Below are 26,033 nucleotides of genomic sequence, written 5' to 3' on the forward strand. Positions count from 1 at the left end.
GTTCAGGTTTAAGCCGTAGCCGTTCTGCTCAGGTGATGCTGAAAATTTTCATGGCCGCCTACGATGAGCGACTCGATGGTCGCGGTCAATTCGGTCTGCGACACCCGTTCGAAGGTTACTGCCCAGAGAATCACGGTTTTGTGCCCGTCGCTCAGTGGGATCATCCGTACGGTGGCCACGTAGTTATCGACGGGTAATGGCGACTCAACAAATCGGTATGAGAACTGTAGTTGGGTCTCGTCCACCGACAATAGCTTTTCACGTAATACCGCTCCTCAGGCTTACCGTCTTCGATAGCGCTGGGAATGCAGCTGCAAGGTCAAGGGGCTACATGTGTGTGGTAAATCTTGCTGACCACCGTCCACTTGCCTTCAACTTTCAGCAGGTTGAAAAAGTCGGTGAAACAGAAACCTGAGATGTCGTTGGTATCGATGCGTGCACTGGCAGCCGTACCCACGATATCGATGTTGACGATTGCGCCCTGAGCTTCAGGGGAGGGGCGGAACGCGCTGTCGATGATGTCGAACAACCCTTGAATCGGGCCGCCGGTGAGTTTGCCCTCGGCGTCTACACCAAAAATAGTGGCCTGCTCGCTGAAGGCAGGTTTCATGATGCTGCTTTTCGCGTGTTTGCCACCTTCGTTGTACAGGTTCAGTACGGCGACGATTGCGTTGTATTCCTGCACGTAAGTTGGATTGCTCATGATGTAGTCCTGTTGGTGGGCTCAGTGATAATTGGCTTGTTAACAAGCCGTGCTTGCCTGGCGAGTGAGGGCGCGCAGCGCACTGTTTGGCGTGAGCCCCGTCACCGAAATCATATTAATGTAGTGATCACTATTTAATTTGATCATTCTATAGTGATCACTACAGTATGTGTCAATGACTTCGTGGGGAGCGTTGGATTTTCCGGACGACATCAGCGAACAGGCAAAGCACTGCCTAACCCGACAAGAGGCCAAAGGGAGGGGCGAGAAGGGAGAAGTAGCTGCGTGGCGAGCACGCTGAGACGAGTGTCTGCGGTCTCTGATCGTGCTTGAAGTTGCCGGTGGCAAACCGGCAAGCACAGGGTGGGGCAGATCAGGTCACACGGCTATAAGTTACAGGGACATGCGTTCTACAAGGGGGCAGGGAACCTTGTGAATGAAGGGTTCATCCTTGTTTTCGATCAGGTGCAGCGCGGCGCGGCGACCCATCTCGTAATAGGGCAGTTGCACGGTGCTTAGGGGCGGATAAAACAACTCTGCGACACCGATCATATTGTCGAAACCCAGTACGGCGACGTCGGATGGAATGCTTAAACCTTGGCCAAGCAGGAACTGGTAGGCAATCAAGGCGATCCGGTCGTTACCACACACCAGCAGGTCGAAGGTCGGCGTTGCCGGTGAATCGCCCAATTGACGCTTGAGCGCCTCAATGGTTTCCAGGTACTCATCATCTGCAGACAAATCATACTGCCGCACAGTGTCCAGGGGGATGCCTGCCTCTGTGAATGCACGTGACAAGCCCTGCTGGCGCAGCTTCCAGGCGATGCTGTTGCGCGGCAGGTTAATGCACAGCGGGCGTCGATAACCGCGTTGCAGTGCCTGACTCACCGCCTGGTATTGGCCTTCTTCGTCATCGGAGACATAACACGCCACGCCCGGGCTGGAGCTTATGCAGTTGCTCAGCACCAGCGGGTAGCTGCGCAACACCTCAGGTATCTCCAGTTCGCGCAGTTCCATGGAACTGAACACGATTCCGTCTGGACGATGTGACAGCATCAGGTCTATGGATCGGGAATCTGGCGGGGTGTCGAACACGTTGATGATCAGGACGTTCCAGCCATTTTCCCGTGCCGTATGTTCCAGCGAGAGCAACATGTTCACGGCGAAAGGGGTGGTTGCAGTGTCGAGGGCGAAAACCCCGATCAATTTGCTGCTGAAATGCCCCCCGCGGATATTGCGCGCAGAGAGGCTGGGTACATAGCCCAGGGTTTCGATGGCTTGCCGGACAGTCGCGAGTGTCTCGGCATTAAGTTTTTCGGGACTGTTGATAGCTCGAGACACGGTCATCAGGGAAACCCCTGCTAACCGTGCAACGTCTTTAACCGAGGCCATTTACGGATGCCATTGATTTTTCTCCATGCATGAACGTCATGTTCGGCAGGAGCATGACATCTTGGCAATGGTGACGTAAATGACCGAGTCTTTCTCGCGCGACGGCTCGACCGTTTCAGGTCAGAAAAAATAATACTTGAAGCGCACCCGGGCACCATAGCGATCGCTGTCGTCATTTGCCCGGCTCCCATCATTATCGGGAAGGTTGAGCATTGACCAATAGGCACCCAGATCAATATTGAAGTTGTCCATGTCCATGACATTGGTGATGCGATAAGACGTGTGGATCGTGTGAATATCATACCGGCCAGGAACAGTTGCCACACCGTCTTTGGCTACCAGATCATTCATGTTGAACGCTTGAATATCATTGTTGGCAAAGATGTAGCCGAGTTCAAAGTTGCGCCACAATATATTGCTCCCGGCACTGAAGTCTTTTTCATCCTTGGCGTTCATGTACGCCGTGCTGATATTAAAGACAATGCCGTCGGTGGGATCTTCCTTTAATGAATTCCAGGTAAAGGTCGCGCCATATCCCGTGCGTTGTGACTGGTCTTGAATATCTCCTGAGGCATCGCGAAAGCCATACGCATTGCTGACGATGTTGGTTTCCATCGCCAGCGCGATGGAAGCTTTGTCGAAACGCAACGCGGCGACGGGCCGGACGTAGGCTGCATTTTTTTCATTTTCCAGCACGTTGCCGTGATAGCCATTGTCGGCAAACAGGGTAGTACCGTCCTTTACCAGGGTATTCAGTTCGAGGTACAGCGGCCCTGCCTCCTTGCTCAGCAGTACCGCGCCGCCACCGCTGCTGCGCCCACGTCCTTCTTTCATCATATAGATGTAGCCGAAGCCATCGCTGTACAGGTCGTTGGAGGTATTACCCGAATACTGGATGAACGTGTCCTGGTTAAGCGGGAACATGTCGTAGGCTTCAAAACGGCCAACTTTGATTTTCCAGTTTTTCTCCTGACCAAAAAAGAACGCCGCATCATCAGCACTCAAGTTCCCGGATACATTAACCAGTGGTTGAACGCTAAAGCCGGCGAACTGATCATTTTTCCCTTTTCGGTATCCATCGAGCCCCAAAAGAATTCGCCCGTTGATATCCCATTTCTCCGAGTCACCGACACGCCAGTCTTTATTGTCATCGGTTTTGAAAGACGTCAACTGACCCGCACTACTGGCGGCATCAAGGTTGAACTCTACATCGCCGTAGACTTTCAAATCGCCGTGTTCCGTAGTCCAGGTCATATCCGCCATGCCCGACGAAGAAAACATGCCCAGTAAACAAACAACTAAACTCTTTTTCATGGCCGTGCCCCATCAAGTTGTGGACGCACTTTCCCTTTCCCAAAGAATGGGAGGGCGTACGTTTTTTTGTTTTAGTGTGCTGCGAGAGCAAGCCCAGCGACTTTCAATGCTCAACGTTCTGCTTTTTTAGTGCGCAAAGGCACCGTCGCTACACGATTGCTGTCGTGGCCGGTGGTGAAGGCGCGTGATCCGGGACGGTGGAGCAGGGGGTTCGAGACGACTGCGAACGCAAGGTCAAGCACGAGATCAGGAGGCAAACACCCACGACTCCGGCCATCAGTACATACACGCTGGAAAATCCAATATGGTCATAGCCATACCCGGCGACAGGGGCCAGGAACATGGCGGTCAACGACTGGGCCGCCTGGAAGCCCACGAGATAGAGGGTGGCAGACAAGCGCGGATCGAAATTACCGGCAATGTACTTGAATGCGGAGACCAGCAAGATCGGCACTTCGAGTGCATGCAACATCTTGCAACTGGCAATCACCCACACATCCACGGCCACTCCGGAGCCCAAAATGCGCACGAACATGATGGTACCTGTCAGGATCAAGCCATTCTTGGCTCCGATCCGCGATATCAGCCAGGGCGCAAACAGCATGCACAGCGCTTCAACGAAAACCTGTGAGGAGTTCAGATAGCCATAGGCGCGAATCCCGTCTTCCGGGTTCGGATAAAAGGAGGAGAAATACACGGGGAACTGTTGGTCATAGACCGCGTAAATTCCGCAAACCCCGCTCATGAACAGACCGAACGCCCAGAAGCGGGGCAGGGTCATGAGCACCCAGAAGTCCTTCATCCGCACCGGGTTGGCAAACGCCTTGGCCGCCTGGGATGTTGAGTCGCAATATTTGCCCAGGTCCATGCGAAACAGGATCAGCAGAAAGATGATCCCCGATCCAGTGCTCATGTAGAACATGATGTTGGGATTGATGCTGAACATGACCCCTACCACACCGGTGGCAGAAGCCCAACCCAGCGATCCCCACAGCCTGGCCTTGCCGAACTCGAAGCCCATGTGGCGCGATAACCGCTCCGTGTAGGACTCGATAAGACCGGCCCCCGCGAGCATGGCAAAGCCCAGAAACGCTGCACCCACCACGACGCCCAGTACCAGGTTGGTGGCCAACAGCCAGGAGTAGACATAGATACAAAAAGGCGCGGTGCAGCAGAGCAATACGCCAATCCAGACCAGCAGTTTTTTCGACATGCCCAGTCGATCCTGGAGCACGCCATAGAAAGGCAGGATAAGCATGGCCGCAATGGTATTGGCCGCAAAGACCATGCCCGTCTCGGCGCCATTCAAGCCTATGGCTTTGTGTATCCAGATTGAGAAAAGCGAGAAGCTCGATGAGAAGGCAAAGAAGAAGAAGTAAAGCAAACCACTGACTTGCAAGTACTCGATTTTGCTAGATGCGCGCATTGAGGCACCCTCTTGTTTTTATTTTTGATAACGTTAACATCGAAGATATTACGCGCTTGGCGGTTGCTCGCTGTCAAGCGCAATTCCAGGGGAGGGCCACAAGGATTGATTCTGATGGCGCGAGGTTTACGCCAACCCGGATGCGCCAGCGACAGGGACGGATCAGAGAGCTGGCCACTCAATACCCATTCAAACAAGGATAATCATGCACGCTGTCTTGCTGGATAAAGCGCATCACGCCATCAAAGAAAAACTGCCCGAACGTGGCAACGATCATCGCCTCGGTTTTCATCTGTCGCCCCCTGTGGGGTGGATGAATGACCCGAACGGGCTGGTGTACTTTCGGGGTGAATACCATGTGTTTTATCAGCATCACCCGTACTCACCACAGTGGGGCCCCATGCACTGGGGGCACGCCAAAAGCCATGACCTGGTGCATTGGGAACATCTGCCCATCGCGCTGGCACCCAGCGATCCCTATGACAGGGACGGATGTTTTTCGGGATCGGCAGTGGTGGTCGACGATACGCTTTATCTGATCTACACCGGGCATGTCTGGCTGGGCTCACCAAGGGATGACAATCACATCCGGCAGGTGCAGTGCCTGGCCAGCAGCACCGATGGCATCACCTTCACCAAGCATGGAGTGATCATCGATGCACCACCCGAGCCTGAGATCATGCACTTTCGTGATCCAAAGGTCTGGAAGCGCGGGGAACAATGGTGGATGGCTTTGGGAGCGCGCAAGGGTGATGACCCGCAGCTGTTAATCTATCGTTCTGTGGACCTGTACCACTGGGAATACCTGAGCTGTGCCCTGCAAGGCGTGCGCGAGTCAGACGGCTACATGTGGGAATGTCCTGACTTGTTCGAGCTGGATGGCAGCGACGTTTTTCTTTATTCGCCCCAGGGCCTCAAACCCAGCGGTTACGCTAACTGGAACAAATTCCAGAACAGCTATCGCCTCGGCAAGTTGGACGACAGCGGCCACTTCAACCCCAGTGCAGCACTGCACGAGCTTGATCACGGCCATGACTTTTATGCTGCCCAAACCCTGCTGGCACCGGACGGGCGACGCCTGCTTTGGGCGTGGATGGACATGTGGGACTGCCCGATGCCAAGCCAGGCGCAACACTGGTGCGGCGCGCTGTCCTTGCCCCGTGAGCTGAGTCGTGAAGGCGATCGCCTGCGCATGCGTCCCGCCCGTGAGCTGACTGCGTTACGCAAGTCTCAACACGGGCTGCAGATCCCGGTGGTGGAGTCTGCCAGTCGCCCCCTCGATGTGCGTGGCGCACTGCTTGAAATTGAACTCGAGCTGGATCTGGCTGGCAGCACCGCCGAACACTTTGGTCTTGCCCTGCGCTGCAGCGAAGATCAACACGAGCGGACGTTGTTGTACTTCGATGCCATGGCCCGTCGCCTGGTTCTCGACCGGCAACATTCGGGCGCGGGCGTGAGCGGTGTTCGCAGTGTTCCGATAAGCCCGGAACAGACCCGGATAGCACTGCGGATTTTTCTCGATCGCTCATCGATCGAGGTGTTCGTCGACGACGGTGCCTACACCATGACCAGCCGGATTTATCCACGGCCCGACAGCCTCGGGATAAGTGCGTTTGCCGTCAACGGGACAGGGGTGTTTGGCGATCTCGTGGCCTGGGAACTGACCGACCTTAAAATCTGACCTCATCCGGGATGAGCCCATTGGCACTGCTTGGCAATGGGCTCACAGGTGCTTGCTACGTCGGCAACGCTCTGAGCAGTAACGCACCTCATCCCAACAGCGAGCCCACTTCTTTCGCCATGTGAAGGGCAGGCCACAGGTCACGCAGGTTTTGACGGGCAACTCGCTCTTTTTCAAAGTGACTCGCCTTTATCCAGTGTGGCAAGCAACAACTGGCCTCGCTGCCACAGCGCCTGCTGTTTGGATTCAGGCATCCGGTCAAGGTTTTTATAAATCATGCCCATGCGCTGATTGCCCCGCAAAAGCTCACCGTGACGCATCAGGAAGTGCCAATAGAGCGCGTTGAAAGGGCAGGCGTCATCGGTGGTGCTTTCGCTCACTTTGTAAGCGCAGCCACGGCAATAGTTGGACATGCGCTTGATGTACTGGCCGCTGGCACAGTAAGGCTTGGACCCCAGATAGCCGCCATCGGCGTGCATGACCATGCCCAGAGTGTTGGGCAACTCCACCCAGTCGAAGGCATCCATGTAGATGGCCAGGTACCACTCGCATATTTGGCTTGGCAGGATGCCGGCGAGCAGGGCGAAATTGCCGGTCACCATCAGCCGCTGGATATGGTGAGCATAGGCATGTTCGAGGCTTTGGCCGATGGCTTGGCTCATGCAGTTCATTTTCGTGTCGCCGGTCCAGTAGAACTCTGGAAGCGACCGGGTGTTGCCGAATACATTGCCATCGGCATAGTCAGGCATCTTCAGCCAGTAAACCCCACGCACGTATTCCCGCCAGCCGATGAGTTGGCGAATAAAGCCTTCGGCGGCATTGAGTGCAATGCTGCCCGACCAGTACGCGGACTCCACATCGCTGCACAGCTGGCGAACATCCAGCAAGCCAATATTGAGCGCAGCACTGATGCGGGCATGAAACAGAAACGGCTCGTCGCTGGCCATGGCGTCCTGATAATCGCCGAAGGCTGCCAGGCCCCAGTCCAGGAAGTAGCTCCACAATGCCTGAGCCTGGGCGTGAGTGACCGGATAGTCGAACGTATCGAGGGTGCCATAGTGGGTGGTGAAGTTTTTTGCCACCAACTCCAGTACATCCCGGGTAATAGCATCGGGTGAGAAGCGGGCGGGCGAGGGCGGCTTGATGCCTTTGGGCAGCGCCTTGCGGTTTTCTGCATCAAAGTTCCAGGCGCCCCCGACCGGGCTGCCATCGCCGTTGAGCAACAACCCGCTCTTGCGCCGCATCTCTCGGTAAAAATATTCCATGCGCAGCTGCTTTTTGGCATTCGCCCAGGCGGAAAACTCAGGGCGCGAGCAGAGAAAGCGCGCGTCGCCATGCCACTGGATGCCCGCGCCACATGCCCTGAGTGAATGCTCAAGACGCCAATCGCCGCACTCCGTCATATGGATTTCATCAGGCTGCAGGAGTGCTTCCCAGCGCCGTAATTCATTTGGCACAGATCCGCTGTTGTTCGGGTCATCGAGCTTGACGTACTGCACCCGGATTCCACGCTGCTGCAGAGCCTCGGCGAAATGGCGCATGGCACTGAAAACCAGAACAATTTTTTGCGGATGATGGGGAACATGGCTGGCTTCCTCCATCACCTCGACCAGCAGCACGGTGTCGTTTTCGGTATCCAGGCCCTGCAATGAAGCAAGGTCAAAAGACAATTGGTCGCCCAAGATGAGGCACAGTCGGCGGGTAGCATTCATCGAGCAGATTTCCGTTGAGAAGACACGTGTGAAGGCCTGGGGACTTCAAGGCGAAAGGAAGTCAGGGCTACTTGTACAAAGATAAATTATTGTACAAGTATTTGGTGTCCAGCTGGCAGGAAAACGCCTGCGATCTTTTCCGGTCAACGCCCATTCCCGGGGCTTGTGTGCTGGGTATCGAAACACGGTTTTTTTCAAATGTATGTGTGTTGCGGCCGTGTTATAACGCGTGCACCCGTATAAAAACCCTAAGAAAAAACTATGCCCTCGATCTTGTATTCCGTTGATGTCAATTCCTGGTACCTGTTGGTCTCCATGCTGCTGGGTTTATGCGTGGCGGCTTTTGCGGGGAAGATGACCTGGGGTCAAACAGTCAGGCGTGACGCTGCGTTTGATGATGAATTGAAAGTCGTACTGGGTGGGACGCTGTCCATGTTTGGTTTGCTCATGGGCTTCATTCTTTCGTTTGCAATAAGTGGTCTGAACACCCGGATGACGGCTGAAGAAAATGAGGCCATTGCCATTGGCAACGCCTTCCAGCGTACAACGTTGCTGAGCGAGTCCCAGCAAGAGCAAGCCGAAAAAATGCTGATGGACTACCTGGCTATCCGCATTTCATTCTTTGCCACGGAGGATGACGACCAGCGCGCAGCCATCCGGTTGGACTCCATTAAAATGCAATCGCACATGTGGGCTTTGATCAGCAAAATTGCCAAGGAAAAACCCAGTTCGGTGATTGTCACGGCCCTTAACGCCACGAATGAGTTGTATGTGTCGCAACAAAAGACGATGGCCAGCTGGCGGCCTCAAATACCCGGTGTGGCGTGGGCGCTATTGATCCTGTTTGCCATCTGCTCCAACTTTTTGATTGGCTACAACGTCAAGGGCAGCCGGGGTGGAAACACCCTGGTCTGTGTGATGCCGATCTTCACAGCCTTGGCGTTATTCATGATTGCGGAAATTGACGTTCCGGGCAAAGGCATCATTCAGGTAGTTCCGGATAACTTGAGGGCTCTTATTGTGACCCTGGAACACGGTGGGCTGACTTTATAACAAGCTAAAGCTGCTTGCTTTAGAGGCACTTGATAATAAGTGCTCAAGCGTGGCGCCCCCTTGCCTGTCTTGTGTTCTGGTAGGGAGGTGCCTATGGAATCCGGGGTAATACACCATGAATAACGATCACAAACCCGCCAGGCCCATCTTTGACCTGGACATGCTCAGAACGATGGTGATGGTCGCCGATTGCGGCAGTTTCACCACCGCTGCAACCAGACTGCACTCCACTCAATCCACCGTCAGCCAGAAGGTGCGCCGGTTGGAGGAACTTGTGGGGCACCAGTTGCTTGATCGAAGCAGCCGGGAAATACATCCCACTGATGCCGGCATCGTCCTGCTGGGGTATGCACGTCATCTTCTGGCCGTGAGCAATCAGTTGGGCGAGGCGCTTTCAAGCGGGATGAGCGTCACCATACGCCTCGGTGTGCCAGATGATTTCGCCGCAAGCAACACCATGCCCGTGTTGGCAGCCTTCAATCGCAAGCACCCCAAGGTGAAGCTCGAAATCATCAGTGGATTGAGTGCGGACCTGCTTCGCAGCTATGACCGCGGCGAGCTGGATCTGATCCTGATAAAGCAGCGACGCCATAGCCGTGAGGCCAACGCGTGCCGTTCGGAGACCATGGAGTGGATTGACAGCGCAACGCGGCCTTGTTTCGAGCAGGACCCGATTCCTCTGGTGACTTTTCCGTCACGCGGGCTTTATCGGGATGACATGATCAGCGCGCTCGAAGCCCTTGGCCGTACGTGGCGCATCTGTTTCACGGGCACCAGCCTTGCCAGTATCCAGGAGGCTGTGGCCAATGGATTCGGAATCAGTCTGCTTCCAACTCGGGCAGTAACCTCGGACCATAAGGTGTTAGGTATCAACGACGGATTGAGCCCGATCACCGCATTCGAGATTGCGGTGTTCCATCGACCAACTACCGATCCGGTGGTGAAGGAATTGGCTGATGTGCTTATCCAGATAGTGGATGAAGAGGGGCAGTGAGTGTGTTGATTTAACTACCTGTCGAGCGAGACATCAGGCTCCAGCCGATGTATCGCTCAACAGGTTTGGTTATCGATTGAAGGGCATCTGCCTCTCAATCAGCGACGCAGGTCACTCACAACATGGGCAGAGTTCAACCGCAGCTGAGCGGGCCCACCCCAAAACTGACCCTGGCGCACAATGATGCGCTCGTGCGGCGCTGCGGCCACAGCAGCAGCACCATTAGGCGCCTTGACGACAACAAAGCAGGCTTCATTGCCTGCCTTGAGGCCGTAGTCACTCTTGCCAATGACGGCTGCACTGGCATCCGTTGCCATGTGTAGTGCGACCTGCAACTCCTCATCGGTGTTGAAACCCGAGCGGTAGCTGACCAACATGGCGCGTTGCAACATGTCGCCGTTTCCGTATGGCCACCAGGTGTCCTGAACATTGTCATTGCCGGTGAAGACCCTGACTCCGGCGTCCCGCAGACGCAGGACAGGGGGAAAGGCATGATCGCCTGGCGCGTTGGTCATGATCGAGACCCCCGCAGTAGCCAGCACGTCGGCAATCCGGTCGACCACGGCCGGGGCCACATCTCCAAGCCCGTACGCATGACTGACGGCAACGCGTCCGAACATTCCCAGCGCACGGGTGCGCGAGGCGATCCGCTCAAGCTGGGCGATGCAGGTTTCACCAGGCTCGTGCAGGTGGATATCAATCTTGACGCCATACTTGTCCGCAATGCCGAAAATGATGGCGAGTTGTGCGTCAGCATCACCATCCAGAGTCGTCGGGTCGATGCCCCCGACAACGTGAGCACCTTCTTGTATGGCTGCTTCAAGCAGCCTGGCAGTCCCTGGGCAACTCACCACCCCAGCTTGAGGGAAGGCAACCAGCTCAATGTCGATCAGGTCCTTCCATTTATCACGTGCTTGCATCACCGCAAGCAGGTTCGTCAGCCCTGTGGTGGCGTCCACGTCCACGTGACAACGCATGGCGACGGTGCCGAAAGACGCGACTTGCTGAATCAGTGCATCTGCACGATCCACGATTGGAGGTGCGCTGCAGAGTTCGCGTTTTTCGATGGCCAGACGCTCACGCAGGCTGGATGCAGGCTGATGGGGGTGCCAGCGGTCGCCGACAAAGCTTTTGTCGAGGTGGATATGGCCGTCCACGAACCCCGGAAGGACCAGATGACCTTCCAGGTCGATAGTCTCCACATGACCACCCGGCGAGGGCAGGTCCTGACCGATGTGGGTGATCTTGCCGTTGCTCACGGCCATGTTCAAACGTGAACCTTTGGCGTCGACAGCATTGACGAATAGACGGTCGTTCATAGTGAATCCTGAAAGTTTAACTGGGCCCACAATAAGAGCCACTTACGGGTCTCCACAAATTAAATATTCGGATGCTTTCCATTCATTATCCCGATGCCAAGAAGCCCGGGGCTGCGCTGTAAGCCGGGGCGATAACAGGCTGCGGTCTGTCATAACCACAGTTACATTATTAATAATCCAACTACTTTGGATTGCGTTTTTTAACTTTCAATAGGGGGCAAAGCACGTCTAGGATCGGTTGCAAGGACGTGGATGAATCAAGGCCTGCAGGGCGATCCCGTTCTACCTGGGTTATCCAAAACTACAACAACGAGTGCTGTGTACAGAAGGGTGGCAGCTCATGGCTGCAAGCGCTCTCGATGCCTGGTCGCAATAGAATGGCAAGGCTCTATTGAGAGGCAAAAGCTCTATGTTCGCTTAGCGCATCAGGGTCCCATAATGAATAGCAATCCCAAGATACTGCGTGCCTCTCTCATCTTCATTGCGTGTACGGCGTTTATCGTGTGTGGTGTTCAACCGATTTTCATGGGGTTGCTGACTGACCAGCTCGGTCTGTCACTCGATCAGCAGGGCTGGGTTGTTTCCATAGAAATGGTCGGGATGACCTTGGGCACCATTATTTGTCCGCCGCTGATGAAGCGTTACAGCGGAAGAAACTTATGCCTCTACACCGGCATGCTCTGTGTGGCACTCAGCGTCGCTACGGCTTGGGCGTCTACAAATAATCTGTTGCTTGTGGTGCGACTGCTTGCCGGGACCTGCGCGGGCTTGATCTACGCATATGCCGTGTCGACGCTAGGCCGCCTTCCTAATCAGGATCGCTCATTCGGGTTGATGCTGCTTTTGCAAACCCCCGAGTATTCGTTTTTCTCCGCAGCATTGCCCATTCTCGCGGTACAAAGCGGGATCGTTACTGCTCTGTGCTCTTTCGGGCTGTGGTACGTCTTGATCTGTGTCGCCAGCCTGGCGCTTCCACGCAGTGTTGCTGGCTCCAGTGTGACGCTGCACAAGGTTGCCGCTCAGGACGGCTCGTCCAGAGAAGGGCGCAGCGCGCTGGTCGGAATGCTGTTTATGCAAATCGCCATCTACTGCGTGTGGGGCTTCATTGATCAGTTGGCGCGTGATCAGGGGATCTCAAGCGTTGATATTGGCTGGGCTTTCGGTCTTTCTGCAATCGCCGGCCTGCCGGGCGCCGCGCTTCCCAGCCTGCTGGGAGGACGTGTCAATCGACGCTTGATGATTAGCCTGGGCTTGCTGTCCGTCTTTGTCTCGATCGCCATGCTCACCTCGTACACGCGCACGCCCACTCAACTGTTCGCCGCATTGTTCCTGTTGCAGTTCGGTTGGGTACTCGCGCTGTGTTACTACATGGCGTTGATTACCACGAACGATCCCACCGGAAAACTCACTCCCCTGGTCAGCATCACGCTGATGGGCGCTGCTGCCGTCACCCCGGCTGCAATAGCGCTTCTGGTGCAAGGCTCCAATCACCAACTGATCTTCATACTCGGCACAGGTGCACTGCTGGCGGCATTTGCGGTGACCTGCCTTGGCGGGCATGGGAAGGGCATGGGGCAACCGCTGCCTGTCCCAGGATCGGATTAACACACCGCGACCCGTGGCAGCGAGTCGGATCCCGCTGCTGTTCCACCTATTGAACAGATCCCATAAGGTAACTGTGATGAAACGTGACGTGACACTGATGCACAACGTGCGCTTGAGCCCGCGCCCGCTCCGACAGGAAAGAAGTGCGCGCCATGACTGAGCGCGCGCCTGCTTTCATCGCCGCGGGCGTACCGCGTGCAGGTAAGGTGTCACTCGCCGCACTGCTGCTTCTGGTGCTGCTTGGCTTGAATTTGCGACCGTTTTTGACGTCGGTGGGCCCTGTACTCGATTTGGTGCGTGCCGACATTGGTCTCGATTTTCGCGCCGCCGCCATGCTCACCACATTGCCCTTCGTACTAATGGGCTTGATGGCCTTTATTGGTATAGGTGTGGCCCGTCGTTTTGGAGAAAGGCAGGCGCTGACTGGCGCATTGTTGCTGTTGATGCTCGGATGTGTGTCTCGGGCCGTGGTCAAGGATGGAGCGCAGTTGATCGCCTGCGCCGGTATCGCGGGCACCGGTGTGGCTGTGATTCAGGCCTTGGTGCCGGGTATCGCCAAACGTTGGTTTCCTCAACAGATTGCGATGGCGATGGGGCTCTACTCGGCGGCATTGGTCGGGGGCGGGGCGCTTGGCTCGCTGGCAAGTACCTGGTTGAACTCATATGGCGGCTGGAGGTTGGGGCTTTCCATATGGGCGTTACCAGCGCTTGCTGTGCTCCTGCTTTGGCTGCTGTGCGCGCCACGCACCCCCCCTCAAGCTACTGGCGGACCTGCACCGGTATTGTCCAGATTCTTCAGGAATAAGCGGGCCTGGCAGTTGGCTGTTTACTTTGGGCTCACCAACAGCGGCTATTCAAGTCTGGTGGCATGGCTCCCGTCCTTCTACCAGCAGCAGAGCATGGGCCTGCAGGCGTCGGGCAACCTGCTCGCCTGGTTGGCGATGTTCCAGGCGACGGCGGCATTCGCCATGCCGATGCTGGCACGGCGCAGCGCAGATCGACGCGGGCCCTTATTGCTCACAATAGCGCTGCAGACCGTGGGTTTCGCCGGCTTCGCCCTTGCACCCAACGCAGCGCCCTGGGTCTGGGTGGCCCTTGCGGGGTTTGGCCTCGGCGGATTCTTCTCGCTCAGCCTGATTGTCGCGCTCGACCATTTGCCCGGTGCCCAAGCGGCTGGCACCTTGGCGGCCTTCGTCCAGGGGGTTGGTTTCTTGCTCGCATCCAGCGCTCCCTGGTTGATCGGCTGGTTGCTCGATTCCGGTGGCAGCTTCATCACGGGCTGGTGGTTACACATTGGTGTACTGGCAGTAATGGCGGTGCTGACACTCAACTTCTCTCCAGCAGGCTACCGACGAAGCATGGGAGAGAGGTGAGCGGGATGCCCCTGTAACGAGGGCAACCCCCGGATTATGACGACAGCCAGACAATCAAGACGTTAGCAGGAGGCGTTGAAGCACCAGCTAACGGCTTTTAAACAGCCCACCCCCAAGATCGCCCAAGTCGATCATGTATTCACCGTGGACACTCATTGTTAACACTGGGGCAGTTTGAGCGAGTATGGGTAGGCATAAATCCCGTCGCGTCTCCCGGCCACGCTGAGTCACGGACAACAGCATCGAGTGATCATGGATGGATGAAATGCCGAGAGCATGGGTGGGATATAACCCAAAGTGAGGTTATTATTCCATCAAACCAGTTCAAATGAGATTTATATTACGTTCTAATCTATTCATATAACTTTGAATTGATTGGAGTTTTTGTCCTTGAAAACATCGGCGCTCTTACCTCTCGGCTTCGCACTGCTTGCGACCTGTGCCACGGCTTTTGCCGGTCCCACCCTGGATCGTGTAACCCAAAAAGGGGAGATGACGGGCGTGCTGATGGAGAGCTATCCGCCATTTTCCTTTCTCAATGATCAGAACCAACTGGACGGGTTTGACGTGGATGTCGCCAAGGCCGTGGCGCAACGGCTAGGGGTCAAGCTCAAGCTGGAAACACCGTCCTGGGATGTGATCGCCGCTGGCCGCTGGAGCGGGCGTTATGACATTTGTGTGTGCTCGATGACCCCGAGCAAGGCCCGGGCTGAAGTGTTCGACTTTCCGGTCGAGTATTACCAGTCGCCAGCAGTGATCGTGGTGAACGCCAAGGACAACGACATCGTTGAAGGCAAGGATTTGTCCGGGAAAAAAGTCGGCGTGATCAGCGCCTCCACCTACGAAGCCTATTTAAATAAAGACCTGGTGATTGAAGGCGCCGAAGACAAGCCGTTGAGCTACCCGTTCGAGCATGTCCAGATTGCCCCGTACGACAATGAAACCGTGGCGTTCCAGGACCTGGCCTTGGGCAGCGGGGTGCGTCTGGATGCGATGGTCACCAACCTGATCACGGCCCGTGAACGAATTGCCCAGGATCCGCGCTTCAAGATCGCAGGTCCCGCGCTCTATGCAGAGCCCAACGTGGTCGCGATTGAAAAGGGCGATCCGCAGTGGAGTGCCAAGGTGACTGAGACCATTGCTCAACTCAAGGCTGACGGCACCCTGAGCAAGATTTCGCAGAAGTGGATCGGCTCCGATATCAGCCAATGACAGCCCACAACTCACACTCCACGAAGACACGTTCAACAGCCAAGGTCGAACCCCGTCGCTTGAGCCAGCTGTTTGGCTTTCGCACCCGACTCTATCTGACGTGGGCGGTGCTGTTCGCGTTGTGCGTCATGTTCTTCATGAGCTTCGACCTGAAGCTGTCGATCATTCTGGATAAATTGCCGAACCTGATGGGCCTGCACCTGGGCCCCAACGGTTTCCTGCAAGGCGCGGCACTGACGTTGTTCCTGTGCTTTTGTTCGATCTGGTTGTCCTTGCTGCTCGGCTTTGTGACGGCGCTTGCGCGCCTGTCTCGCAGCGCCGTGGCCTTTGGGATCGCGAGCTTCTACGCGTCATTTTTTCGCGGCACGCCGCTGCTGATCCAGATCCTGCTGATCTACCTGGGCCTGCCCCAGATCGGCATTGTTCCGGGGGCAATCAGCGCCGGGATCATTGCTCTGTCGCTCAATTATGGCGCTTACCTCAGCGAGATTTTTCGCGCCGGGATCATGGCCGTTGCCCCCGGGCAACGCCAGGCGGCGATGGCGCTAGGGCTGTCGCCGACGGCGACATTCCTGCACATCATCCTGCCGCAAGCCATGCGCACGATTTTGCCGCCGACCACCAGCCAGTTCATTTCAATGCTCAAGGACTCCTCGCTGATTTCGGTGATGGGGGTTTGGGAAGTGATGTTCCTGGCGCAGTCCTATGGGCGTTCGTCGTATCGCTACATCGAAATGCTCACCACCGCCGCCGTTATCTATTGGCTGATGTCGATTGGTCTCGAACTGGTGCAGAACCGCCTCGAGCGCCACTACGGCAAAGGGTTCATAAATCAGCGGTAAGCCCGTTTATGTACGACCCAATGAGTATCAGAAATAAACAGGCTCAGCTAAACCTCACACATTCAGAGACAAGACATGAAGGAACGATCAATGGTTATTCTTGATGGTGGCATGGGCCGGGAGTTGCAACGTTGTGGGGCACCTTTCAGGCAGCCTGAGTGGTCGGCGCTGGCATTGAGCGAAGCTCCGGAAGTCGTGGTGGCCGTTCATGCCGCGTTCATAGAAGCCGGCGCTCAAGTCATTACCAGCAACAGTTATGCGGTGGTTCCCTTCCATATAGGTGAGGAGCGCTTTGCCAGTGAGGGGCTGGAACTCGCCTCGATTGCAGGCCGACTGGCGCGCAAAGCGGCTGACGCAAGCGCCCACCCCGTCCAGGTCGCGGGTTCCCTGCCGCCGTTGTTCGGCTCCTACCGGCCTGACCTGTTCCAGCCGGAGCGGGTGACAGAGGTTCTGACCCCTCTGCTTCAAGGCTTGGGCGCCCACGTGGATCTGTGGTTGGCAGAGACGCAGAGTTCACTGGCCGAAGTGCAGGCGATCCACGCGCATCTGCCGTCAGACGGCAAACCATTCTGGGTATCCTTCACCCTTCAAGATGAAGAGACTGACGGTGTGCCTCGCCTGCGTTCAGGCGAACCCGTGGCCGACGCCATCGAAGCGGTCGCAGGAATTGGGGTTGCCGCGGTGTTGTTCAACTGCAGCCAGCCGGAAGTGATCGGTGCTGCCGTGGATGTGGCGCGATCCATTACCGGACGTCTGGGTGCCGACATCGCCATTGGTGTCTACGCCAATGCCTTCCCGCCGCAACCGAAGGAAGCGACGGCGAATGACGGTCTGGACGAACTGCGCGAAGACCTCGATCCCCTGGGCTACCTGGAGTGGGCCAAGGATTGGCAACAGAGAGGGGCAAGCATGATCGGCGGGTGCTGTGGTATCGGGCCGCAGCATATTGCTGAGCTTAAACGAAGCCTGAAGTGACCCGGTAACAGACCTTCCAAGATCAAGTGCCTACAAACCGGCTGATGTCGATTACCATGCCCTGAGAGCATGGGACATCAGCCGCTTTTTTGGTTCATGCGCACGGGTCCTGCACTCGACTTGCCGGGTAGCGCCAAGCGCTGACCGCGAACGAACGGGACAGGAAAAAACGTAGATCAATCGTTGCTTGAAAATGAATCGTCCGCTGTTTATTGCTCTGGATGGACCCAAGGGGACCGGCAAAACCACCCTGTTGGAGGCCGTTACGAAAGTACTGCGGTCAGACAACAAAAAGGTGATCCGGCTTTGCGAGAAAAAAAGTGATCCCTACAGGGGGGAAACAATGGCCCTCGTGAACAGACTTGTCAGAGATCCCTCTAGGGATCTGGAGTGGGCCGTGTGTGAGCGTCTTGCTGATAGTCGTGCATGGATTAGCCAGCACGTGCTGACGAAACAGCCACCCGACAGCATTATTTTGATTGATCGCTGGTACCCGTCTGATGCCGCATTTCGCCGGATAGTCCCGTTTGCAGAAATCCTGCAGTTGAACATGGATCGAAACGTGCGAGTGCCAGACCTGCATGTCGGGGTCGTGACCGCCCCTGAAATGTCATGGGCGAGGGCGGCGGCACGAACCCGTGGGCTGGGCAGTACGGTGATGCACGCCCTGCAAGAACATGTCGCGAGCACGAAAGCATTCGAGCAAGCGGCTACAGACCAAGGCTGGGTTTTATGCCGTAACGAAGGGTCGATCGAGGACGCAACGATGCAGGTGGTTGCCGGGATCTATAGCGTTCTTTAGATGCCGGTAGGCAAATTTCGCGGGTCCCGCTTTTCCTGCTTCTTGAGCCGTTGTGCAATCAACCTGCAGTGGCAGGTCCAGCTGAAACGGTGTGCCATGCAGTCAGTTGCTCGTGATTGTGTGAGGGGCCTAGAATCGCTCCGCCAGATCCGTGGTCATGAGCATCTGCTGGAATCTCTCTAGAAACACTGACTCTGCTCGTGTCATTTTTTGTTCACGGTTCCATAGCAAGTAGACATTCACGTCTATGACTCCCTCCCATGGTGGCAGACGCCAAACCTCTTCAGCCAGCACATCGGCAGCAACGATGTGTTCCGGTAGGCAACCGATGCCATAGCCGGCCCCCACCAGTCGACGGATTTCATCCAGGCTCGGTGAGGAGGCGACAATCCGACCGGTAAAGCCTTGCTGATCACGAAACACCGTGAGTGGAGACAGGTTGCCGCCGATCTGGTCACTGGTGAAACTCACGAAGTTTTCGCTCTGTAAGTCAGCCAGGGTAAGGTTTTTGCGGCCAAACAGCCGGTGCCGTTTGCCGCAGAAGAACGCGTAGCGCTGCTGCAGCAATACTCGCTGTTCGAGTCTGGGTTGTGGCGTGCGGCAAAGACCCAGGCCAAATGATGCGGTTTTTTGCAACATTGCGCTGACTACGTCCGAGCTGCGCAGCACATCGACCTCCAGTTCAACATGTGGGTAATCGAGGTGAAATTGCGCCAGGAAGTCGTCATAGCAGCGTGACTGGACCCGACTGATGGTCAGTATCCGGACCTTGCCTGCTACTTTCTCAGCGGGGTTTTCCAGGGCAGGGCCCAGACGCGAGATTGTTCCGTAGAGTTCTGCGGCAATTTGTATGACCTCTTCACCAGTCTTGGTAAGGCTGATACGCGGCCCGCGGCGTACCACCAAGGCACTGTCCAACTGTTCTTCCAGCCTCTTGAGAGCCTGACTTATCGCCGGCTGGCTCAAATGCAGGCGCGCGGCAGCCCGGCTAATGCTGCCTTCCTGTCCTATCACCAGAAACGTGCGTAGCAAATTCCAGTCCAGGCGATCGTTGAGGAAGCGCTTGGTTTCGGGGTCTCGAACAGGGGGGGGAACAGAGGATGTCATTATTTGTCAGGCTTATACTTGAGTATTTATATTAGAAGCTTTGCTGAGCATAGGTGTTAGCGCATGATCGAGCAAGGCACCGATAGAGTGCGATAGCAACGCTTAGACACAAGCTCTCCTGCCAATAACAAAGACTCTTACAGGGGCCTCAGATGACGAGTACTACTTCAACACCACGGCGTGCCGCGGCGGCGGCCTTTATTGGCACCACTATTGAATTCTACGATTTCTATATCTATGCATTTGCTGCAGCGTTAGTGCTGGGACCACTGTTCTTCCCTAGTGAAAACCCGATGTTAAGCACAATGGCCGCGTTCGGCAGCTTTGCCGTGGGTTTTATAGCCAGACCGTTTGCGGGCATGGTGTTTGGTCACTTGGGTGATCGCCTGGGCCGGAAGAAAATGCTGTTGGTCACGATCCTTTTAATGGGGATAGCGACCACTTGTATCGGCCTCTTGCCTACTTACTCTCAAGCAGGTGTATGGGCACCCATAGGCCTGATTTTCCTGCGTCTGCTGCAGGGCATTTCAGTCGGTGGTGAGTGGGGTGGTGCTGTACTCATGGCCAGTGAACATGCTCCCAAAGGACGCAAGGTATTCTTTGCTTCGTTCGCCCAGTGGGGCAGTCCTGCGGGCTTGCTTCTCGCATTGATCGCATTTCGTTGCATCAGTGAAATGGAGCAGGAATCGCTCATGAGCTGGGGATGGCGTATTCCGTTCCTGATGAGCGGCGTACTGATGATCGTTGGCTTGGTGATCCGCTTCGGTGTGCCCGAATCGCCAGAGTTCACCAAAGTCAAAGACAGCGATCAAACCTCAAAGAACCCAGTGAGCGAAGTCATTCGTACCGGGTGGCGACAAATATTATTCGCAGCACTGGCGGTCACAATAGGTTCGGGCGGATTTTTCTTCACCAACACCTTCATGATTACCTATGTCACCCAGTACCAGGGCATTGCCAAGACTACGATCCTGGACTGTCTGTTTGTGGTCACCATCCTGCAATTTCTGTCTCAGCCTTGCTCAGCACTGCTCGCTGAAAGACTGGGCGAAGGCCGATTCCTCAAATGGGTGGCATCGCTTTGCATCCTGGTGCCGTACCCGATGTTCCTGTTGGTGCAAACCGGCAATCTGTTCTACATGACTGCCGGTATTGCCCTGGCCGTAATACTGCTGGCTGCTTTGTACGCAGTGCTCGCGGGCTACATGGCTGAAGCTTTTCCGACACGAGTGCGCTACTCGGGTATTTCTATAGCTTATCAACTGGGCAGCGGCTTGACCGGCGGCCTGACACCGTTGCTCGGCACCTTCCTGGCAGGTTACTTCGCCGGGCAGTGGTGGCCGTTGGCAGTTTTCTTCAGCGTGCTGGCCTTTATGTCATTGACCGGTGTTATTGGACTGTCACGTTTGCGTAGTCAAAACGCCAAGTCTTACGTGCTCGCACCTTCACAAGGAGTCATCTCATGAGCAAGCCAACTTCGATGCCGGAGATAGAGTGGCAGTCGCGCTGTGAACTGGCAGCACTGTATCGCCTGACTGCCTATTACCGCATGACTGATCTGATCGACACGCACATCACCTTGCGTGTGCCAGGGCCGGAGCGGCATTTTCTGATCAATCGCTACGGCGTCGCGTTCGAAAAAATGCGGGCAAGCGATCTGGTGCTAATCGACCTGGACGGCAAGGTGGTTGAGAGCAGTTACAACGGCGGACGCGTTAACACTGCCGGGTTCATCATCCATTCGGCCATTCACGATGCGCGTCCGGACCTGCATTGCATCATCCACACTCATACCGTCGCGGGCATGGCGGTGGCTGCCCAGCGCGATGGATTGTTACCGCTGACCCAACACGCCTTGAAATTCTACGGAAATCTGGCCTATCACACCTACGAAGGCATCGCCCTATCGTTGGAGGAGCGCGAGCGTCTGGTCGCAGATCTGGGTTTGCACAAGGCGATGATCCTGCGTAACCACGGTTTGCTGGCCTCCGGAGGCAGCGTGGCAGCGGCATTCCACGAGATCTACTTCCTGGAGCGTGCTTGCCAGGCGCAAATCCAGGCGATGTCCGCTGGCGTGGCGCTGAGCATTCCAAGCGAAGAGGTGTGCCGACACACCGCCGCCCAGTTCGACCGCGACGGAATAGACGGAATCATTGATATGGCCTGGAAGGCCGCGCTGAGCCTGATCGACGATCAGCGCGCTGATTGGTGCAGTTGACCATGACCAATCTCATTTTGCTTTGTCAGGACCCCGCTCTGACGGATTGGCTGGCCACGCTGTTCACTCGCCATGCACCGCACTTGAAAGTGCTACGCCCTGGAAATGCCGGCGCGCAAGAAGCCAAGGTGGCGGTATGTTGGTTTCCGCCACCCGGTAGCCTTGGTGCGTTAACACAGCTGCAGCTGGTGTATTCGGTTGGCTCAGGCGTCGACCATCTGGCCCAGGACACTTCACGCAATACCAGGGTTCCTGTGTGCCGGGTGGTCGACCCAGACCATACCTTGGGGATGAGTGAATACGTGCACTGGGGCGTGTTGCACTTTCACCGAGGCTTCGACCAAGTTATCGCCGGTAACACCACCCAACGCTGGCAGCGCCCGGTACAGCGGCGTGCCCAAGCGTTCAAGGTCGGCGTGATGGGGCTCGGGGCGATTGGTGCCCCCGTAGCCGTGCGGCTGGCAGAGGCGGGCTATGACGTGCGCGGCTGGGCGCGAACGCCGAGGGAAATCAATTCCGTGACCACCTTTAGCGGGCCGTCCATGTTGAACGAGTTTCTGGATGGTCTGGATGTTCTGGTCAATCTATTGCCGCTGACAGCCGCTACCCAGGGCTTGTTGTGTCGTGAAGTGTTCCAACGCATGGCTGAAGGCGGTGCACTGATCAATTGCGGCCGCGGCCAACACCTCAATAAGCCCGACCTATGCCAGGCCCTGGCGGATGGGCAGTTGCGTGGGGCTCTGCTGGACGTGTTCGATCAAGAACCGTTGCCTGTCGACTCGCCGCTATGGCGTACGCCCGGGGTATGGGTGACGCCGCACATGGCATCAGCCGCGTCGGACTCGTGTATCGCACAGCAGGTGGCCGAAAACGTGTCGCGCCTTGAGGCAGGGCTGGCATTGAACAACCGGGTCAACACCGAATTGGGCTATTGACCGAACAGCGGATTAATCACTCAGCGCAACGTTCGTTATTACCGGGCGAGGCGCCCACGGCATGAGTTGCCGTACGAAGAGGTCATCAATGAAAACATTTTTCCACCCGGCGCAACGTCAGCATCACCCTCGTTCCTACCTGTCGCGCGGGCAGATGCGTGAGCCGCAAGAAATTCCATCACGTATCGACCCGCTGCTGGCAGTGGTCGAAAAGCTCGGGTACCCCGTGTTCGAACCCACCGATCACGGGCAGGCACCGCTAGCCGCAGTGCACAGTGGCGCCTACTTGGAGTATCTGCGCACGGCTTATCGACAGTGGCATGAGGTGCCGGATGACTGGGGTGATGAGGTGATATCCAATATCTACATCCGTGAAGGCAACCCGCTGCGGGGGATTCTGGGCAAGACCGCCCGTTACCTGGCGGATGGCAGCTGTCCGATCGGCGAGCACACCTGGGATGCAGCCTACTGGTCGGCACAAAGTGCGGTGGCCGCCGCGCATGCGGTGATCGAAGGCGACACTTCAGCTTATGCTTTGTGCCGACCGCCCGGGCATCATGCCCGCGCAGAAGCGGCGGGGGGGTTTTGTTTTCTCAATAACGCTGCCATTGCCGCTCAAGTGTTGAGGGGCAAATTCGGCAAGGTCGCAGTGCTGGATACCGACATGCACCACGGCCAGGGCATTCAGGAAATCTTCTACGACCGCGATGACGTGCTGTATGTGTCGATTCATGGCGATCCCACTAACTTCTACCCGGTAGTCGCCGGTTTCGACGATGAGACGGGTGCGGGATGCGGAAAAGGTTACAACCTGAACCTGCCAATGGCGCACGGCTCCAGCGAAGCTGACTTCTTCGCCTGTATGGATCAAGCAGAAGCTGCCTTGCGCGCCTTTGCTCCAGATGTACTGGTGCTGTCGCTCGGTTTCGATATCTACGAAAACGATCCGCAGTCCAAGGTCTCCGTGAGCCATGAAGGCTTCCGTTTGCTGGGCCAGCGAATCAAGGCGCTGGGGCTGCCGTGCGTGGTGGTTCAAGAGGGCGGCTATGACATTGCGACCCTCGATGAAAACGCCTCACGGTTCTTTGATGGCCTGACCGCTACGCGCTGAGCTTCATCTGCCCAGGCGAGTTCACGATTCATCGTCTTCAGCCTGGGCACACCTAACAGCCACTAACCAGGTGCATTGCTGAGCATTTCATTATTTAGCCTGTGGCCAGGACCGTTCCCCTGCGCCCGGTGCCTGCGTCCATGCCTGCAACGTGCGTGTCGGCAAATCAAAATAGTCCCGGGTACGGGCATACCCATGCCCGCCCATCCGCCCGATTGCATCGAGCCCCAACTGATCGATGTACAGGGTGTGCGGGTCAATCAGTTCGTCCCGTACATGGGCCATCAGCACTTCACCGAAGATGATCTCCCGCGACTGCCCGATGGACAGTGCCATCATTCGGCGGCACTCCAGCGCCACCGGGGCTTCGCCAATGCGTGGGCATTTGACCGTGGTGCCGGCGATCGCCGTGAGGCCGGCGGCGGTCAGTTCGTCAAAGCCCGGGGCGAAGGGCACGGCGCAGATATTCATCGCTTCCACCAACGCATCGCTGACGATATTGACGGTGAACTCCTGATTGAGCTGGATATTGCGCGTGGTGTCTTTGGGGCTGAGGTCGCCGTAGTTTTCCACGCCCAGCGCCAGAATCGGCGGGTCGGCGGATAACGCATTGAAGAAGCTGAAGGGGGCGGCATTGATCCGTCCTTCGCCATCAATGGTCGTGACCAGCGCAATCGGTCGAGGCACGACGCTGCCGATCAGGATCTTGTATTTGTCGCGGGCACTCAGGGTGCTGAAATCGAAGCTTTGCATGGGCACAAATCTCTAGAGAAGAGGATCAATCGCACTTAGCGGCGCGTGTGCGCTGTAGTGGTCGGCGAAAGGAATGGCCGGTGTGAACAGGGTTTTCCAGTCGGGTTGGCCAAAGGCCCGAGAGCTGTGACTGCGCATCAGTGTTTCGAATTGTCGTTGGGCCTGGCGTTGCAGAGCGGGGTAGTCGACCCCTTGAACCTGACCGTCATGCATCACGCAGCGCCCGTCGATGTAACTGGCAATGCAATCGTCACCGCGGCCGGCCAGTACCAGATTTTTCAGCGGGTCGAACAGCGGCCCGAGGTGCAGGCCACGCAGGCTGAACACGGTGATATCGGCCTTGGCCCCGGGGGCCAGACGGCCGATGTCGTCACGACCCAAAGCCTTGGCGCCCCCCAGCGTGGCGGCGTTATACAGGTCCAGCGTGCTGGTCATCGATGTACCGCCCTCCATCAGGCGGGCGATGTTGAGTCCCTGGCGCATGTTCTCCAGCAAATCCGCCGGCCAGGTGTCGGTGCCCAGAGCCAGGTTGATGCCCTTTGCCCGATAACGACCGAACGAGTTCAACGCCTCGCCATCCCGGGCAAACACCACCGGGCAATGCACCAGGCTTGTACCGCCGTCCACCAGCCGTTGCAGGTCTTCATCACCCTCGGTGTAAATGCCATGGGGCAGCAGACTGCGCGGGGTCAACAGGTCCAGTTGCTCCAGCCAGGCCAACGGCGAAACTCCGCGCAGCTGTTTGACCATCTCGACTTCGCCGAGCCCCTGGCAGCAGTGCAGCCGCATGGGCGCGTTCAACTCCCGACTCAGATCGGCGGTACGTTGCAGCAGCGCGGGTGTGCAGGTTTGAATGCGATCAGGCAGCAGCGCTCCGCGAATCAAGCCGTCATGTGCCCCGTCGAAATCATCGAAAAAGCGCACGGCCCCATCGAGCCCGGCCAGGCCACGTGCTTCATCCCAGTGATGGGCCAGGTTTCCATCGGCGCGCCAGTAACTCATGCCGCTCATGTAGCAGGGGCCGAGGTATGTGCGCAGGCCCAGCTCAGCGGCCACATCCGCCACAGCAGCCATTTCATCGTAGGTCTCAGCCCACTGGCGGTAATACATCGAGGTGATCGGCATGGCCGTGGTGATGCCGTTGCGGATCAACTGAGTAAAGGCGTAGCGGTATTTGAAAACCTCTTCGTCTGCGCTGTAACTCTCTCGGGGACCGGCCGCCAGATAATCTTCGCACCACATCCGGCCCATATCCCGCTCATCACCGTTGTCCAGGGTCAGCACCGTAGAATCCAGGTCTGCGAGTGCGTCCAGATCGATGAATCCCGGGCCGATCAACGCGTTGCCATAGTCGATCCACTGATCCACCTGACCTGCATATCCACGCCCCACAAACACGATACGTGAGCCTTCGAACACCACTTCGCCGTCGCGCCATAGCACGTGCTGCGTGCCGTCGAAACCGACCACGCAGCTGCTTTTCAGGGCGACTATTTTAATAGGCCC

The 26,033-nt window shown here is 56.6% G+C and carries 24 protein-coding genes; 13 read left to right on the forward strand and 11 right to left on the reverse strand.

Annotated elements, in window-relative coordinates; all coding sequences use genetic code 11:
• Nucleotides 1-8: 8 nt before the first annotated feature.
• From RGV06_RS01710 to RGV06_RS01730, 5 genes are all read right to left on the reverse strand, one after another.
• The gene (locus RGV06_RS01710) at nucleotides 9-245 is read right to left on the reverse strand and encodes a hypothetical protein (RefSeq protein WP_235428672.1); all 237 of its coding nucleotides are present in this window, start codon (nucleotides 243-245) and stop codon (nucleotides 9-11) included.
• Between the two features lie 74 nt (nucleotides 246-319).
• Nucleotides 320-703: a nuclear transport factor 2 family protein gene (locus RGV06_RS01715; RefSeq protein ID WP_019827088.1), complete on the reverse strand. Its 384-nt coding sequence runs from the start codon at nucleotides 701-703 to the stop codon at nucleotides 320-322.
• A 393-nt stretch (nucleotides 704-1,096) separates the two neighbouring features.
• Complete coding sequence (locus tag RGV06_RS01720; RefSeq protein ID WP_037032554.1) at nucleotides 1,097-2,095, reverse strand: LacI family DNA-binding transcriptional regulator; 999 nt, start codon at nucleotides 2,093-2,095, stop codon at nucleotides 1,097-1,099.
• A 120-nt stretch (nucleotides 2,096-2,215) separates the two neighbouring features.
• A complete protein-coding gene (locus RGV06_RS01725) occupies nucleotides 2,216-3,409 on the reverse strand; it encodes a carbohydrate porin (protein WP_322149182.1) in 1,194 nt (397 codons plus the stop codon).
• A gap of 148 nt (nucleotides 3,410-3,557) precedes the next feature.
• Nucleotides 3,558-4,835, reverse strand: coding sequence for an MFS transporter (locus tag RGV06_RS01730; RefSeq protein ID WP_322149183.1), 1,278 nt, complete (start codon nucleotides 4,833-4,835; stop codon nucleotides 3,558-3,560).
• Nucleotides 4,836-5,040: 205 nt separating this feature from the next.
• On the opposite strand from RGV06_RS01730, the gene RGV06_RS01735 reads away from it, so the two are divergent.
• Nucleotides 5,041-6,516, forward strand: coding sequence for a glycoside hydrolase family 32 protein (locus RGV06_RS01735; protein WP_322149184.1), 1,476 nt, complete (start codon nucleotides 5,041-5,043; stop codon nucleotides 6,514-6,516).
• A 42-nt stretch (nucleotides 6,517-6,558) separates the two neighbouring features.
• Here RGV06_RS01735 and RGV06_RS01740 read toward each other — a convergent pair whose 3' ends face one another.
• Together RGV06_RS01740 and RGV06_RS01745 are read right to left on the reverse strand one after the other, a co-directional pair.
• A complete protein-coding gene (locus tag RGV06_RS01740; RefSeq protein WP_019827081.1) occupies nucleotides 6,559-6,693 on the reverse strand; it encodes a DUF2256 domain-containing protein in 135 nt (44 codons plus the stop codon).
• Nucleotides 6,690-8,228: a cryptochrome/photolyase family protein gene (locus RGV06_RS01745; RefSeq protein WP_322149185.1), complete on the reverse strand. Its 1,539-nt coding sequence runs from the start codon at nucleotides 8,226-8,228 to the stop codon at nucleotides 6,690-6,692. The genes RGV06_RS01740 and RGV06_RS01745 overlap by 4 nt, the downstream gene beginning before the upstream one ends.
• A gap of 261 nt (nucleotides 8,229-8,489) precedes the next feature.
• Here RGV06_RS01745 and RGV06_RS01750 point away from each other — a divergent pair, with 261 nt between their 5' ends.
• Nucleotides 8,490-9,281 (forward strand): hypothetical protein, encoded by a 792-nt coding sequence (locus RGV06_RS01750; protein WP_019827077.1) that lies wholly within the window; start codon nucleotides 8,490-8,492, stop codon nucleotides 9,279-9,281.
• A gap of 115 nt (nucleotides 9,282-9,396) precedes the next feature.
• Nucleotides 9,397-10,275, forward strand: coding sequence for a LysR substrate-binding domain-containing protein (locus tag RGV06_RS01755; RefSeq protein ID WP_019827075.1), 879 nt, complete (start codon nucleotides 9,397-9,399; stop codon nucleotides 10,273-10,275).
• Between the two features lie 98 nt (nucleotides 10,276-10,373).
• Here RGV06_RS01755 and RGV06_RS01760 read toward each other — a convergent pair whose 3' ends face one another.
• Complete coding sequence (locus RGV06_RS01760; RefSeq protein ID WP_019827074.1) at nucleotides 10,374-11,594, reverse strand: amidohydrolase family protein; 1,221 nt, start codon at nucleotides 11,592-11,594, stop codon at nucleotides 10,374-10,376.
• Between the two features lie 438 nt (nucleotides 11,595-12,032).
• Here RGV06_RS01760 and RGV06_RS01765 point away from each other — a divergent pair, with 438 nt between their 5' ends.
• The 6 genes from RGV06_RS01765 to RGV06_RS01790 all read left to right on the forward strand — a co-directional run bounded on the left by RGV06_RS01765 (nucleotide 12,033) and on the right by RGV06_RS01790 (nucleotide 18,403).
• Nucleotides 12,033-13,199, forward strand: a complete 1,167-nt coding sequence (locus RGV06_RS01765; protein WP_019827072.1) for an MFS transporter — start codon at nucleotides 12,033-12,035, stop codon at nucleotides 13,197-13,199.
• A gap of 152 nt (nucleotides 13,200-13,351) precedes the next feature.
• Entirely contained in the window at nucleotides 13,352-14,572 is a 1,221-nt protein-coding gene (locus tag RGV06_RS01770; RefSeq protein WP_019827070.1) for a cyanate transporter, read from the forward strand.
• 390 nt (nucleotides 14,573-14,962) lie between these two features.
• A complete protein-coding gene (locus RGV06_RS01775) occupies nucleotides 14,963-15,784 on the forward strand; it encodes an ABC transporter substrate-binding protein (protein WP_072022806.1) in 822 nt (273 codons plus the stop codon).
• Nucleotides 15,781-16,626 carry an amino acid ABC transporter permease gene (locus RGV06_RS01780; protein WP_198821471.1) on the forward strand — a complete coding sequence of 282 codons (846 nt, stop codon included), beginning with the start codon at nucleotides 15,781-15,783 and terminating at the stop codon, nucleotides 16,624-16,626. Before RGV06_RS01775 ends, RGV06_RS01780 begins: the two co-directional genes overlap by 4 nt.
• A gap of 90 nt (nucleotides 16,627-16,716) precedes the next feature.
• Nucleotides 16,717-17,601 carry a homocysteine S-methyltransferase family protein gene (locus tag RGV06_RS01785; protein ID WP_322149188.1) on the forward strand — a complete coding sequence of 295 codons (885 nt, stop codon included), beginning with the start codon at nucleotides 16,717-16,719 and terminating at the stop codon, nucleotides 17,599-17,601.
• 193 nt (nucleotides 17,602-17,794) lie between these two features.
• On the forward strand, nucleotides 17,795-18,403 hold the full coding sequence (locus RGV06_RS01790; protein ID WP_019822487.1) for a dTMP kinase: 609 nt from the start codon (nucleotides 17,795-17,797) through the stop codon (nucleotides 18,401-18,403).
• Nucleotides 18,404-18,532: 129 nt separating this feature from the next.
• Here RGV06_RS01790 and RGV06_RS01795 read toward each other — a convergent pair whose 3' ends face one another.
• Nucleotides 18,533-19,510, reverse strand: coding sequence for a LysR family transcriptional regulator (locus tag RGV06_RS01795; protein ID WP_322149189.1), 978 nt, complete (start codon nucleotides 19,508-19,510; stop codon nucleotides 18,533-18,535).
• A 152-nt stretch (nucleotides 19,511-19,662) separates the two neighbouring features.
• Between RGV06_RS01795 and RGV06_RS01800 the strand changes: the two genes are divergently transcribed.
• The 4 genes from RGV06_RS01800 (at nucleotide 19,663) to RGV06_RS01815 (ending at nucleotide 23,774) form a co-directional block, all read left to right on the forward strand.
• Entirely contained in the window at nucleotides 19,663-20,976 is a 1,314-nt protein-coding gene (locus RGV06_RS01800) for an MFS transporter (protein ID WP_322149190.1), read from the forward strand.
• A complete protein-coding gene (locus tag RGV06_RS01805; protein ID WP_019822491.1) occupies nucleotides 20,973-21,728 on the forward strand; it encodes a class II aldolase/adducin family protein in 756 nt (251 codons plus the stop codon). Before RGV06_RS01800 ends, RGV06_RS01805 begins: the two co-directional genes overlap by 4 nt.
• 2 nt (nucleotides 21,729-21,730) lie before the next feature.
• Nucleotides 21,731-22,663, forward strand: coding sequence for a 2-hydroxyacid dehydrogenase (locus RGV06_RS01810; protein WP_322149191.1), 933 nt, complete (start codon nucleotides 21,731-21,733; stop codon nucleotides 22,661-22,663).
• An 88-nt stretch (nucleotides 22,664-22,751) separates the two neighbouring features.
• Nucleotides 22,752-23,774 carry a histone deacetylase family protein gene (locus tag RGV06_RS01815; protein ID WP_019822495.1) on the forward strand — a complete coding sequence of 341 codons (1,023 nt, stop codon included), beginning with the start codon at nucleotides 22,752-22,754 and terminating at the stop codon, nucleotides 23,772-23,774.
• Nucleotides 23,775-23,864: 90 nt separating this feature from the next.
• Here the strand turns inward: RGV06_RS01815 and RGV06_RS01820 are convergent, their stop codons facing one another.
• Nucleotides 23,865-24,527: a flavin reductase family protein gene (locus RGV06_RS01820; protein ID WP_019822496.1), complete on the reverse strand. Its 663-nt coding sequence runs from the start codon at nucleotides 24,525-24,527 to the stop codon at nucleotides 23,865-23,867.
• A 12-nt stretch (nucleotides 24,528-24,539) separates the two neighbouring features.
• Entirely contained in the window at nucleotides 24,540-26,027 is a 1,488-nt protein-coding gene (locus RGV06_RS01825; protein WP_322151803.1) for an amidohydrolase family protein, read from the reverse strand.
• Nucleotides 26,028-26,033 lie beyond the last annotated feature (6 nt).

Origin of the sequence: Pseudomonas sp. CCI3.1, assembly GCF_034313985.1 — a bacterium.
GTDB classification, from domain to species: Bacteria; Pseudomonadota; Gammaproteobacteria; order Pseudomonadales; family Pseudomonadaceae; genus Aquipseudomonas; species Aquipseudomonas psychrophila.